Below are 14,002 nucleotides of genomic sequence, written 5' to 3'. Positions count from 1 at the left end.
TAAGCAGCGGCCGCCAGCCGCCGAAAGTCTTTCCTCACACCTGTATGTACGAGGAGAAGGCCCAAAAGCTGAGCTGCTTGAGAACCGCAGAGGCCACGATCAAAGCGGTGGCGACCCCCAGGCTGTGGGTGAGACGGTGAAAGGGCTGCCCCAACTCCTCCTTCTCGCCCCAGAAGAGATCCTTGCAGACGAGGTAGGAGACCCCTGCGCAGTTTCGAGCAAAGAGGAGGAGGGCGCCGGCGCACAGAACGGCGGGCATCAGCAGAATGAGGAGGTTAAAAACTGCTCCCGACACCCCGTGATAAAAATAGAGATAGCCCCCGGTGAGCCCGGTAGAGACCCCCTGTACTGCCAAAAAGAGGTAGCAAAAGGGCACGCCAATGCCGCTGAACGAACAGCCGTAGAGCCCCAAAAGGATGGCCATCGGCGCCAAAACTCCCTGGGAGAGCACGTCCTGCCAGCGGCTGCTGATGGCGCACCGAACCCATGAACAAGCCGTAGCGCCGCCGCTCGCCTCTGTCCAGGGCAGGCCGGGCACCAATAGAGAACCCGCGACACAGCCCAACACAAAGGTGATCGCCAGGCTCAGCAGCAGTGGGTTGACGGCGCTTCCCCGCCTGTTTCGGCGAGGCCGCCGAGCCGGATGTCTTGTACGTCTCATCTTCTTTTCCCTCCTGTTCGATACAGTCTATGAGGGAGAGGGGGAGATTAGTACAAGCTCTCCCCTCCCTTGTCTCCTGCTGAACAGGAAGGGGCATCCGCCCTTTGGCAGGTGTGGGAGGGGGGAAACTGCGAGATTATGGAAACTACTATACCCCTTAAGTGCCGAAATTACAAGGACAAAATGCTCCCAGCGGTGGATACGCGCTTCCTTCCCCTGCCCTTCTCTTTTCAAATCGGATCAACACAAAATCCCGGACGCACGGCCCCTGTTCTGGAGCAGCGCATCCGGGAATGGGTTTCAAATAAAACGCTTTGTGTCAGCGGTGTTTTTTGCGGTAGTTGACCCCCCACACGCCGCCCAAACAGGCGGGGATGACGCAGATGGCCAGTTTGGTGATGGCCATGGGGCCAAAGGCAAGCCCAAAGGTGAGCAGGGAGAGCCCGAGATAGAGCAGATACAGCAGCATCCCCGACAGGGCGCCGATGGCCATTCCGTTTTGCTGGCGGATGCGGGCGGCGACAAAGCCCGCCAAAAAGCCGCCCAACGCCAAGATGGCAGTGGTGCCGGCGATAAAAAAGGCGCCGCCAAAATCGTGTAAGGTCATGGTGAAGGCGAAAATCGCCAGAGTGAGAGCCGTACCCAAAAGCCCAGCGCCGACGCCGATGAGCCAGTGTTTGATGAAACTGCCACCCTCTGTTTTGACCGGCCCCTTTGCCGCGGTTCTCTCCCCTGTGCGCATTGTCTGTTCCCTCCGTCTATTTAGACTTTGGTACAGTCTATGTGTCCGGGCAGCCCTTTATACCGGCGCCTGGGGCGGACAGGACCTGCGTTCCTCTTTCCCTGAAACGTTGCGGCAAAAAAAGCGGCCGGCCCTGCTTTTTGTGCAGGGGCCGGCCGGAAGGAGCGGAAACACTACTTCTTCTCTTTTTCCTTGGGATCGGTGTTGTCAATGGGGTCGGCGAGCTTCTCCACTTCCTGCACGGCCCATTTCTTGACCCGCAGTTTGGTGCGGTCGCTGCCCGTCTCAAAGAGAACAGTGTCCTCTTTGATGGAGAGGACGCGGCCGACGATGCCGCCGATGGTGGTGATCTCGTCTGCAACCTGCAGTTCGTCGCGCATCTTCTTCAGGGCCTTGTCCTTCTTGCTCTGGGGACGGATGAGCATGAAGTAGAAGATGATCAGGATGAGGATCATGGGCAGGAAGGTCATCAGCATATTGGTACCGCCGGCGGCCTCCAGCAAAAACAAATTCGACATTGATAGTTTCCCTCCAAAAAAATTACAGTATTTTTATTATACTATCTGTTTGCCGGTTTTTCAACCGGTTTGCAAATCTTCACGCGCCGTTCACATCTTCCGCTCAGATGCGGGTGTCCAGCAAATCGACATATTGGGCGCGAAACGCCTCAAAGGTCCCCTCTTCCAGGGCGGCGCGGATCTTCTCCATCAGGGTGTTGTAGAAGTAGAGGTTGTGCATCACCGCCAGCCGCTGGCCCAGCTTTTCGCCGGCGCGGAAGAGGTGGCGGATGTAGGCGCGGGAGTGGCGGCGGCAGGTGGGGCAGTCGCACTGGGGGTCGATGGGCAGGGTGTCCCGCTCGTACTTCTGGTTGTTGATGTTGCGAATGCCCTCCCAGGTGAAGAGGTGGCCGTGGCGGGCATTGCGGCTGGGCATGACGCAGTCGAAGAGATCGATCCCCCGCCAGACCCCCTCGATGATGTTGCCGGGGGTGCCCACCCCCATGAGATAGCGGGGCTTGTCCTGCGGCAGGTACTCGTCCACCACCGAGAGGATGTAATACATCTCCTCCTTGGGCTCCCCCACCGCCAGGCCGCCCACGGCGTAGCCGTCCAGGTCGAGGGCGGCGATTTTCTTGGCGTGTTCGATCCGCAGGTCCTCGTAGGTGCCCCCCTGGTTGATGCCAAAGAGCATCTGGTGGGGGTTGTTGCGGTCGGGCAGGGCGTTGAGCCGGGCCATCTCGGCCTTGCAGCGCACCAGCCAGCGGTAGGTGCGGTCGCAGGAGGGCTTGACATAGCTGTACTCGGCCGGCAGCTTGATGCACTCGTCAAAGGCCATGGCGATGGTGGAGGCCAGATTGGACTGGATCTGCATGCTCTCCTCCGGGCCCATGAAGATTTTTCGCCCATCGATGTGGGAGGCGAAGGTGACCCCCTCCTCCCGGATTTTGCGCAGCCCCGCCAGGGAGAACACCTGAAAGCCGCCGCTGTCGGTGAGGATGGGGCGCTCCCACCCCATAAATTTGTGGAGGCCGCCCAGTTCGTGGATCAGCTTGTCCCCCGGGCGCAGGTGGAGGTGGTAGGTGTTGCACAGCTCCACCTGGGTGCGCAGGTCCACCAGGTCGTAGGAGCTGACTGCCCCCTTGATGGCCGCCACCGTGCCCACATTCATAAAGGCAGGGGTCTGCACGGTGCCGTGCACCGTTTTGAATTCGCCCCGGCGGGCATGGCCGGACTGTTTGAGCAGGGTGTACATAGTTCACTTCCTTGTCTGGGTGCGCCCCGGTGGACGCGCCGGTTCATACAGGCCATTATTATAGACATTTGGCGGCGAAAAGTCAATTTGCCGCCTGTTCATCCCCCTTTCCCGCCTCCCCTCTCGGGCGGCGGTTCGACAAGGAGGGGCGGATTTGCTATAATAAAACGCAACAGCGTCCCGCCAAATGGATGTTACAGGGCGGGCAGTCGAGAGGAGTGACGGAGATTGGGTCTGAACGAGATCATCAAGGCGGTCAACGACTTTGTCTGGGGGCCGGTGATGTTGGTGCTCCTGGTGGGGACCGGCGTCTTTTTGACCCTGCGACTGGGCTTTCTCCCCTGGCGAAACCTGGGGCACGCCCTGAAATCGGTCTTTTCGCGGGAGAAAAAAGCCGCCGGAGGAGAGGGGGACATCTCCGCCTTTCAGTCGCTGATGACCGCCCTGGCGGCCACCATCGGCACCGGCAACATCGTCGGGGTGGCCACGGCCATGGTGTTGGGCGGCCCGGGGGCCCTGGTCTGGATGTGGGTCAGCGCCCTTTTCGGCCTCTCTACCAAGTACGCCGAGAGCGTGCTGGCGGTAAAATACCGGGTCAAGACAAAGAGCGGCGAGATGGCGGGCGGTCCGATGTACGCCCTGCGCGACGGCTTCCCCATCCGCTGGGTCGGCGCGGTGCTCGCCTTTCTCTTTGCGCTGTTTGCCGTTCTGGCCTCCTTCGGCATCGGCAATCTGACCCAGGCGAACTCCATCTCCGACGCGGTGGGCTCGACCTTTGGGGTGCCCACCTGGGCGACCGGTCTGGTTCTGGCCCTACTGGTCGGCGTGGTGCTGGTGGGGGGCATTCAGTCCATCGGCAAGGTCTGCGGGGTCATTGTGCCGGTGATGGCGGTCTTTTACTTTGTGGCCGGCATCGCGGTCATCGCCCTCAACGCCGGCAACCTGCCCCAGGGGCTGGTTGAAATTGTGCGGATGGCCTTCTCCCCCACCGCTGTGGCCGGCGGGGTGGGCGGCACCATCACCGCCACCGTCCTCTCCTCCATGCGCTGGGGGGTGGCGCGCGGGGTCTTTTCCAACGAGGCGGGGCTGGGGTCGGCTCCCATTGCGGCCGCTGCCGCCAAGACCGACCACCCCTCCCGCCAGGGCTACATCAACATGACCGGCACCTTTTTTGACACCCTGGTGGTCTGTTCGGTGACCGGGCTGGCCATCGCCTCTTCGGGGGTGCTGGGGACGGCGGGGGCCGACGGCAAGTTGCTCGACGGGGTCAACCTGACCATTGCCGCCTTTCGCACCGCCCTCGGGTCTGCCGGGGGGATGATCGTCACGGTGGGCATCGCCCTCTTTGCCTTCTCCACCATTCTCGGGTGGGAGTACTACGGGGAGAAGTCGCTGGAATACCTGGTGCACTCCCGCGCGGCCAACTACCTCTACCGGGTCCTCTTTTCCCTGGTGACCTTCGTGGGGGCCACCACCTCGCTGGAGGTGGTCTGGAACTTTTCAGACACCATGAACGGGCTGATGTCCATCCCCAACCTGATCTGTCTGCTCGCCCTCAGCGGAGTGGTGGCCCGGGAGTGCCGGGACTACCAAGAGCGCGTCTTGATTCCCCAGAGGGCTGAAAAACGGGCGTTGAGGGCCCAAAAGCGCTCGGCGGGAAAAGTCTAGAAAAGCGGACAAAAGGCGCTGGAAAGGGCGTTTTCCGGGGAGTGTGCTGCCCCTGTAAAAACAGTTGGCGGACGCCGTGGCATTTTTTGCTCCGGCGCCCGCCATTTTTTGCCGTTTTGAAAAAAGCCCCCTGTTTTGTTGTCCTCGCGGAGAAAGGGGCTCTTCCCTTTAGCACCCTCCTTTTTCCGGCCCGCCTTCTTCCAAAGGGGTGCAGAGGGAAAAGCGATTTTTGCAGTAGTGGATGACCCCCTCCCGCCGCAGGCGATTGAGGGCGACGGAGAGGCCGCTGCGCTCGACACAGAGGTAGTCGGCCAGCTGCTGCTGGTCAAAGGGGATCAAAAAGTGCTCACTCCCCTGGAGGGCAGCCTGTTCGGAGAGGTAGGAGAGGAGTTTTTCGCGGGTGGTGCGCTTGGAGAGATGGCCAATTTTGCGGTTGAGGAGGATGTTCTTCTCCGCAAGGATGCCCATCATGTTCCCCACCAACTGGGGGTGAAAGGAGCAGGGCGAATCGACGGAGAAGAGTCGCGCCGCATCGAAGCGGAGGACAGCCCCCTCCCCACAGGCCAGCACGGCGACAGGCGAGAGCTGGGCGGGTCCCGGCGCACAGGCAAATGCCTCGCCGAAGAGGTCGCCGGGGCCCAATTCCGCCAGGATGGTGCGCTCGCCGCTGTACTCCTCCCGCAGGACCTGGGCCCGTCCGGCGACGAGGACGGCGACTTGGCTGACCGGCTCCCCAGCGTCGAGAAGGACGGCCCCCTTGGAGAATTTGTTCCAGCGCGCGCCGAGACAGGACAAGAGCTGTGGCAGCTCCCCCGCCTCGATCCCCGAAAAGAGCGGCGAAGGAGGCAGTTTTGGCAGATGGTGCACGGGTAGATCCCCCTCTCTTCCCGCTTGGCGCCCACGCACAGCAGGAAAATATTTGCTTTTATCTATTTGTTGAATTTTCAACAGAACAAACAGCTGTATTGTACTATACTGGACCCAGGAAAGCAAGGAAATACAGTGTATCAGACCAATTGGGAGGAATTGCGATATGAAGCGTAAAATCATCAAGATCGACCGGGAGGCCTGCGTGGGCTGCGGCCTCTGTGCAGAGGCCTGCCACGAGGGAGCCATTGGCATGGTGGACGGAAAGGCCGAGCTGTTGCGGGAGGACTACTGCGACGGCCTGGGCGACTGTCTGCCGGCCTGCCCAGTGGGGGCCATCACCTTTGAGGAGAGGGAGGCGCCGGCCTATGATGCGGCGGCGGTCAAGGCCGCCCAGTCGGCCAAACAGGCGGGGACAGCCCCCCTCCCCTGTGGTTGCCCCGGCAGCCAGTCGCGGGCCATCACCCCCAAGGAGCCGGCGCGCGAGAGGGCAGTTGCCTGCGGCAGCGAGCTCTCCCAGTGGCCGGTGCAGATCAAACTGGCCCCGGTGGGCGCCCCCTACTTTGACGGGGCGGACCTGCTGATTGCGGCCGACTGCACCGCCTATGCCTACGGCGATTTTCACCAACGCTTTATCCGGGGAAAAATCACCCTCATCGGCTGCCCCAAGCTGGACGAGGGGGACTACGCGGAAAAGCTCACCGAGATCCTGGTTCGAAACGACATCCACAGCGTTCAGGTGGTGCGGATGGAGGTCCCCTGCTGCGGCGGGATAGAACAGGCGGTCAGACGGGCGCTGGAGCGCTGCGGCAAAGAGATCCCCTGCCGGGTGACGGTGATCTCCACCGAGGGCGAGGTGCTGGCTGAGCACCGCTGCTGATGCCTTTTCCCAATAAAAAAGTGCGGCTCCCCACAGGTGGGGGGCCGTACTTTTTGCGTTGATGCGAGAGGGTCAGAGGATGAACATGGCGTCGCCAAAACTGTAAAAGCGGTATTCTTCCTCCACCGCCACCCGGTAGGCGTGCAGCACATTCTCCCGCCCGGCGAGGGCGCTCACCAGCATGATGAGGGTGCTTTCGGGCAGGTGGAAGTTGGTGATGAGCCCGTCGATGACCCCAAACTTATAGCCGGGGTAGATGAAGATGTCGGTGTCGTCAGAAAAGGCCATCAGTTTGCCGTTTTTCTGGTAGCAGGACTCGAGGGTGCGGGTGCTGGTGGTCCCCACCGAAATGACCCGGTGCCCCTCCGCCTTGCAGCGCTCGATGATGTCGACGGTCTCCTGGGGGATGACGTAGTGCTCGGTGTGCATCTTGTGCTCGAGCACATTCTCCTCCTTCACTGGGCGAAAGGTGCCCAGTCCCACGTGGAGGGTGACCGAGGCGATGATGACCCCCTTGTCGCGGAGGGTCTGCAGCAGCTCGTCGGTGAAGTGGAGGCCGGCGGTGGGGGCGGCGGCAGAGCCCCGCTCCCTGGCGTAGACGGTCTGGTAGCGCTCGCTGTCCTCGAGCTCCTCGTGGATGTAGTGGGGCAGTGGCATCTGGCCGATTTGGTCGAGGAGGTTGTAGAAGTCCTCGTCCTTGCAGTCAAAGGAGATGACCCGGTTGCCGTCGTCCCGCACCTCGGTGATCTCGCCGGTGAGCAGCCCCTCGCCAAAGGTGAGGCGGACGCCGGTCTTCAGCTTGCGGCCGGGTTTGACCAGGCACTCCCAGCGGGTGACGGGGCCCAGCTGTTTGAGCAGCAGCACCTCGCCCTTGGCCCCGGTGTCGGACTTTTGGCCGTAGAGGCGGGCGGGCAGGACCCGGGAGTCGTTGACCACCAGCACGTCGCCGGGCTCGAGCAGGTCGACGATGTCGTAAAAGTGGCGGTGGGTGATCGCGCCGGTGCGGCGGTCAAGCTGCATGAGCCGGGAGTGGTCCCGGGGATAGATGGGGGTTTGGGCAATGCGCTCTTCGGGCAGGTCGTAATAAAAATCGCTTTTTCGCAGCATGGCAAGTACAGTCCTTTGCTTTTCAAATTGACAGATACGGGTGGGGGTGTTATGATAAGGGCAACTGAATATAGATAAAGATAGAGGTGCGGTTTTGATCAGTACCGCCGGCCAGGCGCCAAGCTGCAGAAGCCGGTGGGAAAGGCAACGCCGCCGAAGGGGACGCCTTTGGCATAGGGGCCCCTGGGCGCAGGCCTGAACAAGGCTGCGACTGTCATCATGTGACATGGTGGAGAGCTATCGGATTTGGCTCTGTGTGCCCGCAAAGACGCGGCCGCAGAAGCTCCATACCTTTCTATTATATTGCATGCTATGCCGGTTTTCAACCGGTTTTTTCTTTTTCTGTAGGAAGGGATCAAGAAGGCACGAGGAGAAGGAGGAAATTGTGATGAGAGAGTTTCAAGTGGGGGTTGTCGGCGCGACGGGGATGGTCGGCCAGCGCTTTATCACCCTGTTGGAGGGGCACCCCTGGTTTCACCTAAAGGTGCTGGCGGCCTCCGCCCGCTCGGCGGGAAAGACCTATGAGGAGGCGGTGGGCAGCCGCTGGGCCATGGGCGCCCCCATGCCCGAGTCGGTCAAGTCGATGCGGGTGCTCGACGCCGAAAAGGACATCGACGAGATCACCGGGCAGGTGGACTTCGTCTTCTGCGCCGTCAACATGAAAAAAGACGAGATCAAGGCCTTGGAAGAGGCCTATGCCAAGCGGGAGTGCCCGGTCATCTCCAACAACTCGGCCCACCGCGGGGTGGCCGACGTGCCGATGATCGTGCCGGAAATCAACCCCGAGCACGCCGCCGTCATCGAGGCGCAGCGGGCCCGCCTGGGCACCAAGCGGGGCTTTGTGGCGGTCAAGTCCAACTGCTCGCTGCAGAGCTATGTGCCCGCCATCCATCCCCTGATGGACTTTGGGGTCACCAAGGTGCTGGCCTGCACCTACCAGGCCATCTCCGGTGCGGGCAAGACCTTTGAGACCTTCCCCGACATTGTGGATAACGTGATCCCCTTTATCGGCGGCGAGGAGGAGAAGAGCGAGCAGGAGCCCCTGAAGATTTGGGGCAAGGTCGAGGGCGGCGAGATCGTCAATGCCGAGGGGCCCTCCATCACCACCCAGTGCCTGCGGGTGCCGGTGTCCGACGGACACACCGCGGCGGTCTTTGTCTCCTTTGCCAAAAAGCCCACCGTCGAGGAGATCAAGGCGCGCTGGGCGGTCTTTGCCGGGGAGCCGCAGGAGCTGGATCTCCCCTCTGCCCCCAAGCAGTTCCTCCACTATTTTGAAGAGAGCGACCGCCCCCAGGCCAAGCTGGACCGCAACCTGGAAAACGGGATGGCGGTCTCCATCGGCCGCCTGCGGGAGGACACCCAGTACGACTACAAGTTTGTCTGCCTCTCCCACAACACCCTGCGTGGGGCAGCCGGCGGCGCGGTGCTGATGGCGGAGCTGTTGGCCGCCAAGGGCTATTTGGACTGATTGGCAAAGCCGCAGAGGCGCGGCCTTTGCGCTTTTTGACTGGGAGGAGTGTCACCGATGAAGAAAACTGTATTTACCGGCGCCGGCGTGGCCATTGTGACCCCGTTTTTGGAGGACGGCCAGGTCAACTACCCCAAGCTGGGGGAGCTCATTGACTGGCAGATCGAGAGCGGCACCGACTGCATCGTCACCTGCGGGACCACCGGCGAATCCGCCGCCATGAGCCACGAGGAGCACATGGACGTGGTGCGCTACACCGTAAAAAAGGTGGCCGGCCGGGTGCCGGTGGTGGCCGGTGCGGGCAGCAACGACACCGCTGTGGCGGTGGAGCTGTCCAAACTCAGCAAAGAGGCGGGGGCCGACGCCCTGCTGCACGTCACCCCCTACTACAACAAGACCTCACAGCGGGGGCTGGTCAAGCACTTTACCGCCATTGCCGACGCCACCGACCTGCCGGTGATCCTCTACAACGTCCCCTCCCGCACCGGGGTGGGCATTCAAATCGACACCTACCGGGAACTGGGGAAACACCCCAACATTGTGGCGGTGAAGGAGGCAAACGGCAACATCTCCGAGATCGCCAAGCTGTTTGCCGCCTGCGGCGACTGTCTGGACGTCTATTCGGGCAACGACGACCAGATCGTTCCCATCCTCTCCCTCGGGGGCAAGGGGGTCATCTCGGTGCTCTCCAACGTGATGCCCAGGGAGGCCCACGAGATCTGCCAGCTCTACTTTGACGGCAAGACTGCCGAGAGCGCCGCCCTGCAGCTGAAACTGCTGCCCCTGATCAACGCCCTCTTTATGGACGTCAACCCCATCCCGGTGAAGGACGCCATGAACCTGATGGGGCTGGGCGTGGGCGAATGCCGCCTTCCCCTCTGCTCCATGGCGGAGGGTCAGTTGGCCGCCCTGCGGGAGATTTTGGCCCAAAACGGCCTGGTGGAGGGCAGATAGATGGTCGATATTTTGCTCGCAGGCGCCCTCGGAAAGATGGGCCGGGTGGTCGGCCAGTGCGTGTCCGAGCGGGAGGACTGCCGAATCGCAGCGGGAATCGACATCGCCAAGTCGGCGGAGGGTCTCCCCTTCCCCCTCTATCGCTCCATCGGGGAGTGCCCTCTGGAAGGGGATGTGATCGTCGATTTCTCCCACCCCTCCCTGCTGGGAGAAATTTTGCGCTTCGCCCGGGAGAAAAAGGTGCCGGCGGTGATCTGTACCACCGGCCTCTCGCCCGAGCAGGTGTCCGAAATCAGGGAGAGCGCCAAAGAAGTGCCCATCTTCTTCAGCGCCAACATGTCCCTGGGCATCAACCTCCTCTCCGCCCTGGCAAAAAAGGCAGTGCAGGTGCTGGGGGGACAGTTTGACATTGAAATCGTAGAAAAGCACCACAACCAGAAGGTGGACGCCCCCAGCGGCACCGCCCTGATGCTTGCTGACGCCATCAACGAGGTGGCAGACGGACGTTACGAGTACGTCTATGACCGCCACAGCGTTCGTCAGAAGCGCGGCAAAGAGGAGCTGGGCATCCACTCGGTGCGGGGCGGTACCATCGTCGGCGAGCACGAGGTGATTTTTGCCGGGCGCGACGAGGTGCTCACCTTGCGTCACAGCGCTGCCTCCAAAGAGGTATTTGCCGTGGGGGCGGTCAACGCAGCGGTCTTTTTGGCGGGACAGAAACCCGGCCTGTACGACATGGCCTCCCTCCTGTAAAGGGAGATGCCTTGCAAGAGAAAGGATGGGCAAAGATGATTGGTGTAACCAGTATTGCGGCGGTTGAGGACCAGATGGTGGTCACCTTCCGCAACATCGACGGTCAGTCGCAGTTTTTGGAAGAGGTCTTTTTGGAGATTGCCAAGGTGGACGTCAACCTGGACATGATCTCCCTTACCACCTCTGAGGATGCCACCTGCAGCTTTTCCTTCACCACCTCCAACCGGTACTACGTCAAGGTGGTCGAGGTGCTGGGGGCCATCCGCAGGGACTTCCCCGAAATCAAGTTCTCCATCTCCGACGGGTACGCCAAGCTGGTGGCCGAGGGGGAGGAGATGCAGTTTTGTCCCGGCGTGGCGGCGGCAGTGATCGCCGCGGTCAAGCAAAGCGGCGCCTCCATCGCCATGATCACCACATCAGAGACCGACATCTCCCTGCTGCTGCCCGCTGGAAATCTGAGCGCGGCCAAAGCGGCGCTGGAGGGATAGTGCCTTCTTTTCTCTGCTTTGTACCAAAGAAGGCGGTTTGCTTGTCTAAAAGACGGCACAACAGAACAGTCTGACGGGAGAGCGGTGGCAATGACATCCCTTCCCGGCCGAAGTTGATGCTAAAGGGCGAAATCGCGTGATAGAAACGGGCCTCCAACTTGGAGGCCCGTTTTGTTGTGCAAAATTTGCATAAATATTTGTGCAGAATATATAAAAAATTTGAAAAAAGATTGGCCTCAAAAATAGCGTGGAATTTGGTTAAATAGCCCTTAAATCGGCTGTCATGTGTTTGCTTTTTGTAAAAGAATATTGTATCATTATTAACGATGTCGAGTTTTAAAAGAGGAGGGCCATATTTGAATCAGAGAAACGATATGACGCGTGGGGACCACATCATGAAGCAGCTCTTCTTCTTCATGCTCCCCATGTTGCTGGGAAACATCTTCCAGCAGTTTTACAACATCGCCGACACGATCATTGTCGGCAACTGGGTCGGCGCGGATGCGCTGGCGGCCGTTGGGGCAAGCAGCCCCATTTTCTTTTTGTTTGTCGCGGCTGCCAACGGCATGTCCGCCGGCGGCGGAGTGGTCATCGGCCAGTACTTCGGCGCAGGCGATCACAAGCGCTGCCGTAAGTCCATCACCACCTTTTTGATTTTTGAAGGGGTGGTCGCCACCGCTCTGGGGATCGTGGGTATTTTCATCTGCAAGCCCATCCTGCGGATGATCAACACCCCGGCCAACATCATCGATGGGGCCAATATCTACCTGTGCATCTACATGGGCGGCCTGGCCTTCAACTTCCTCTACTTCGCCCTCTCCGCGGTCTACCGCGCCCTGGGCGACAGCAAGCCCCCGCTCTACTTCCTGATCATCTGCACCATCTTGAATATCGTCTTGGATTTGGTCTTTGTCATCAACTTCGGCTGGGGGGTTGCCGGCGTGGCTATCGCCACCATCCTCAGTCAGACCGTCTGCTGCGTCATCTCCTGGATCGTGCTCTACAAGAAGATCGCCTTCCTGGAACAGCCAGACGAGACCGGATGGGCCCGCTACTACAACAACGAAATGGCCATGAAGATGTTCAAGCTGGCCATCCCCTCCACCATTCAGATGAGCTCGGTCTCCCTGGTGGGCATCATGATGCAGGGGATCATCAACAACTACGGCACCGCCTATATCGCGGCCTACACTGCAGCCAACAAGGTGGACAACATTACCTTTATGCCGGCCATGAGCATCGGCGTGGCCATGAGCGCTTTTACGGCCCAGAACATCGGCGCCGGGAAGATCAAGCGGGTGCGGGAAGGCGTCAAGATGGGCAACCTGCTCTCCCTCATCTTCTGTGTCTCGGTGTCGGCGGTGGTCTTTTTACTGGGACCCACCATCGTCTCGTGGTTCATCAGCGGCGAGGGTTCGCAGCAAATTATCGACATCGGCTCGGTGATGGTGCGCTTTATCGTGACATTCACCTTCTTGAGCGGGCTGCGAAATGTCTATGAAAACACCCTCAAAGGGGTGGGCGACATGAATATGGTGATGTTCATCACCATTGCAGGGATGGTGGTCCGCTATCTGGCCGCCCTGGTGATGATGAAGCCCTTTGGCTTTGCCGCCGTCTACTACTCGATCCCCATTGCCGCCCTCTTTGAGGTGCTCGCCTCTTTCTGGCGCTGGAAGACCGACAAGTGGAAGCGGACCATCGTGGTGCGCGAAGCGGAATTTGACGAGTCCCTAGAGGTCTAAAAAAGAAAACCTTTCAAAAAGAGCCCCCGGTGTTTCTGAACAAACACCGGGGGCTCTTCTCTATTTTGCTGTGCGGGCTTTAAAGGCTCTCTTCGTTTTCGATTCCCCGCAACCAGCTCTTGACCGTCTCACAGAAGAGGTTGTGGTGCTCGATCTCCAGGTTGTGACCGGCATTCTCCCACAGCAGCAGTGAGTGGCGGGTGTAGTGGTCCCTCACCAAATCGACACACTGGGTGTAGCCCACCACGTTGTCCTGTTTGCCCAGGAAAAAGAGGGTGGGCACGTCGCAGAGGCCGTTTTCCTCGGGCAGTTCGCTGAAGGCGTACCCCGGGGAGTGGCTGATGCTGCGCAGGTAGGGTTCGTCGATGGCAGCTGCTGAGGCAAGTTCATCCAAGAAGCGGTCGTAGGTGTACTGGTCCTGAATGACAAAGAGGTTGGTAAAGAGCACCCGGTGCGAGGCGGGCAGCTGCTTGATGAGTTCCTCGTTGCGGTAGACCACCTTGAAGTTGGGGAGGATGCGCTTTTGGCGGACGGGCTCGACCAGCGGGCAGATGAAGATGCCGCCCATGATGCGCTCGGGCATGGCCGCCAGCAGGCCCCGGAGGATGTAACCGCCGTAGGAGCGGCTGATGGCCAAAAACCGCCCGTCGGGAATGACCTGCTCGATAAAAGTTTTGACAAACTGCAGCATGTCGTCGCTGTTTTTGACCTGGTCGCAGCGGGGGGTCTTGCCCATGCCGGGCAGGTCAAAGTAGATCCGCTTGTAGCTGATGAAGGGGGCAAACACCGGTTCGATGCTGTGCTCCATCTGCACCATGCTCTCGGTCCAGCCGTGGATACAGAGAACGGGAGTCCCCTCCCCCACGATCTTGTACTCGACCGGTACGCCAAACACTTCTGTCGTCATCTGCGCACAC

At 60.4% G+C, this 14,002-nt stretch carries 14 protein-coding genes and 1 riboswitch; of the genes, 7 read left to right on the top strand and 7 right to left on the bottom strand.

Features of this window, described 5'->3' with window-relative positions; translation table 11 throughout:
* Positions 1-34: 34 nt before the first annotated feature.
* The 4 genes from KQI11_RS04715 to tgt form a co-directional block, all read right to left on the bottom strand.
* Positions 35-424 carry a hypothetical protein gene (locus KQI11_RS04715; protein WP_216401259.1) on the bottom strand — a complete coding sequence of 130 codons (390 nt, stop codon included), beginning with the start codon at positions 422-424 and terminating at the stop codon, positions 35-37.
* Between the two features lie 556 nt (positions 425-980).
* The gene (locus KQI11_RS04710; RefSeq protein ID WP_216401258.1) at positions 981-1,403 is read right to left on the bottom strand and encodes a TIGR04086 family membrane protein; all 423 of its coding nucleotides are present in this window, start codon (positions 1,401-1,403) and stop codon (positions 981-983) included.
* Between the two features lie 173 nt (positions 1,404-1,576).
* The gene (gene yajC / locus KQI11_RS04705; RefSeq protein ID WP_185915146.1) at positions 1,577-1,921 is read right to left on the bottom strand and encodes a preprotein translocase subunit YajC; all 345 of its coding nucleotides are present in this window, start codon (positions 1,919-1,921) and stop codon (positions 1,577-1,579) included.
* 103 nt (positions 1,922-2,024) lie between these two features.
* Positions 2,025-3,155, bottom strand: a complete 1,131-nt coding sequence (gene tgt / locus KQI11_RS04700) for a tRNA guanosine(34) transglycosylase Tgt (protein ID WP_185915147.1) — start codon at positions 3,153-3,155, stop codon at positions 2,025-2,027.
* 228 nt (positions 3,156-3,383) lie between these two features.
* Between tgt and KQI11_RS04695 the strand changes: the two genes are divergently transcribed.
* The gene (locus KQI11_RS04695; protein WP_286172544.1) at positions 3,384-4,823 is read left to right on the top strand and encodes an alanine/glycine:cation symporter family protein; all 1,440 of its coding nucleotides are present in this window, start codon (positions 3,384-3,386) and stop codon (positions 4,821-4,823) included.
* Between the two features lie 168 nt (positions 4,824-4,991).
* On the opposite strand, the gene KQI11_RS04690 is transcribed toward KQI11_RS04695, so the two are convergent.
* Complete coding sequence (locus KQI11_RS04690; protein WP_353653913.1) at positions 4,992-5,690, bottom strand: Crp/Fnr family transcriptional regulator; 699 nt, start codon at positions 5,688-5,690, stop codon at positions 4,992-4,994.
* A gap of 166 nt (positions 5,691-5,856) precedes the next feature.
* Here KQI11_RS04690 and KQI11_RS04685 point away from each other — a divergent pair, with 166 nt between their 5' ends.
* The gene (locus KQI11_RS04685; RefSeq protein WP_216401256.1) at positions 5,857-6,570 is read left to right on the top strand and encodes an ATP-binding protein; all 714 of its coding nucleotides are present in this window, start codon (positions 5,857-5,859) and stop codon (positions 6,568-6,570) included.
* Between the two features lie 72 nt (positions 6,571-6,642).
* Here the strand turns inward: KQI11_RS04685 and queA are convergent, their stop codons facing one another.
* Complete coding sequence (queA, locus tag KQI11_RS04680) at positions 6,643-7,674, bottom strand: tRNA preQ1(34) S-adenosylmethionine ribosyltransferase-isomerase QueA (RefSeq protein ID WP_216401334.1); 1,032 nt, start codon at positions 7,672-7,674, stop codon at positions 6,643-6,645.
* Between the two features lie 76 nt (positions 7,675-7,750).
* Positions 7,751-7,925: riboswitch (Lysine riboswitch) on the top strand.
* A gap of 140 nt (positions 7,926-8,065) precedes the next feature.
* Here queA and asd point away from each other — a divergent pair.
* From asd to KQI11_RS04655, 5 genes are all read left to right on the top strand, one after another.
* Positions 8,066-9,145: an aspartate-semialdehyde dehydrogenase gene (gene asd / locus KQI11_RS04675; RefSeq protein WP_216401255.1), complete on the top strand. Its 1,080-nt coding sequence runs from the start codon at positions 8,066-8,068 to the stop codon at positions 9,143-9,145.
* A 57-nt stretch (positions 9,146-9,202) separates the two neighbouring features.
* Entirely contained in the window at positions 9,203-10,099 is an 897-nt protein-coding gene (gene dapA, locus KQI11_RS04670; protein ID WP_059005114.1) for a 4-hydroxy-tetrahydrodipicolinate synthase, read from the top strand.
* The gene (gene dapB, locus KQI11_RS04665) at positions 10,100-10,852 is read left to right on the top strand and encodes a 4-hydroxy-tetrahydrodipicolinate reductase (RefSeq protein ID WP_216401254.1); all 753 of its coding nucleotides are present in this window, start codon (positions 10,100-10,102) and stop codon (positions 10,850-10,852) included. It begins immediately after the preceding gene.
* 35 nt (positions 10,853-10,887) lie between these two features.
* On the top strand, positions 10,888-11,340 hold the full coding sequence (locus KQI11_RS04660) for an ACT domain-containing protein (protein WP_185915153.1): 453 nt from the start codon (positions 10,888-10,890) through the stop codon (positions 11,338-11,340).
* 356 nt (positions 11,341-11,696) lie between these two features.
* Positions 11,697-13,085 carry an MATE family efflux transporter gene (locus KQI11_RS04655; protein WP_185915154.1) on the top strand — a complete coding sequence of 463 codons (1,389 nt, stop codon included), beginning with the start codon at positions 11,697-11,699 and terminating at the stop codon, positions 13,083-13,085.
* A 79-nt stretch (positions 13,086-13,164) separates the two neighbouring features.
* On the opposite strand, the gene KQI11_RS04650 is transcribed toward KQI11_RS04655, so the two are convergent.
* Positions 13,165-13,992: an alpha/beta fold hydrolase gene (locus KQI11_RS04650; RefSeq protein WP_216401253.1), complete on the bottom strand. Its 828-nt coding sequence runs from the start codon at positions 13,990-13,992 to the stop codon at positions 13,165-13,167.
* Positions 13,993-14,002 lie beyond the last annotated feature (10 nt).

It is taken from the genome of Acetanaerobacterium sp. MSJ-12 (assembly GCF_018917875.1).
GTDB classification, from domain to species: domain Bacteria; phylum Bacillota; class Clostridia; order Oscillospirales; family Ruminococcaceae; genus Bittarella; species Bittarella massiliensis.
The sequence above is the reverse complement of the archived record's forward strand: the minus strand, read 5'-3'. Positions and strand labels throughout refer to the sequence as shown.

Bases quoted from the DNA above. Each gene is read 5' to 3' on its own strand.
- KQI11_RS04685 (WP_216401256.1), top strand. From the start codon at position 5,857: ATGAAGCGTAAAATCATCAAGATCGACCGGGAGGCCTGCGTGGGCTGC.
- KQI11_RS04660 (WP_185915153.1), top strand. From the start codon at position 10,888: ATGATTGGTGTAACCAGTATTGCGGCGGTTGAGGACCAGATGGTGGTC.
- dapB (WP_216401254.1), top strand. From the start codon at position 10,100: ATGGTCGATATTTTGCTCGCAGGCGCCCTCGGAAAGATGGGCCGGGTG.
- yajC (WP_185915146.1), bottom strand. From the start codon at position 1,921: ATGTCGAATTTGTTTTTGCTGGAGGCCGCCGGCGGTACCAATATGCTG.
- KQI11_RS04710 (WP_216401258.1), bottom strand. From the start codon at position 1,403: ATGCGCACAGGGGAGAGAACCGCGGCAAAGGGGCCGGTCAAAACAGAG.
- KQI11_RS04650 (WP_216401253.1), bottom strand. From the start codon at position 13,992: ATGACGACAGAAGTGTTTGGCGTACCGGTCGAGTACAAGATCGTGGGG.
- tgt (WP_185915147.1), bottom strand. From the start codon at position 3,155: ATGTACACCCTGCTCAAACAGTCCGGCCATGCCCGCCGGGGCGAATTC.
- asd (WP_216401255.1), top strand. From the start codon at position 8,066: ATGAGAGAGTTTCAAGTGGGGGTTGTCGGCGCGACGGGGATGGTCGGC.
- dapA (WP_059005114.1), top strand. From the start codon at position 9,203: ATGAAGAAAACTGTATTTACCGGCGCCGGCGTGGCCATTGTGACCCCG.
- KQI11_RS04715 (WP_216401259.1), bottom strand. From the start codon at position 424: ATGGCCATCCTTTTGGGGCTCTACGGCTGTTCGTTCAGCGGCATTGGC.